Here is a 309-nt window from a genome sequence, read left to right as displayed (position 1 = left end):
GCTAGTTAAAATTTAAAACTAAATATTAGGAACATAAGGCTTGTTATCTCTTAAAACAGCAAATATTATATTGGTTAATTTACGAGCGACAGCTCCCATCGCAGTACCGTGAGCTTTCCCTCGATTACGAAGATTTGTATAATATACAGACAAAGCCGGGTCTTTAAATGCAGCAACAGTTGAAGCTAACCAAATTGCTCGTCTTAAATAAGGAGAACCTCTTTTAGATAGTTTCGCTGAATTAATTGCATTAAATTCTCCAGATTGTTTAACTGAAACATCAAGACCTGCATAAGCAACTAATTGACT

1 protein-coding gene is annotated in these 309 nt (G+C 34.6%); it reads right to left on the bottom strand.

The genetic code is table 11. The features are described 5' to 3' along the window. Positions 1-18: 18 nt before the first annotated feature. Positions 19-309: transposase (locus ACK2WN_RS12380; protein WP_416155704.1), on the bottom strand; the 291-nt coding region annotated here is incomplete at its 5' end.

The sequence above is a fragment of the Peptacetobacter sp. AB800 genome, assembly GCF_047807365.1.
Lineage (GTDB): Bacteria > Bacillota > Clostridia > Peptostreptococcales > Peptostreptococcaceae > Peptacetobacter.
The sequence above is the reverse complement of the archived record's forward strand: the minus strand, read 5'-3'. Positions and strand labels throughout refer to the sequence as shown.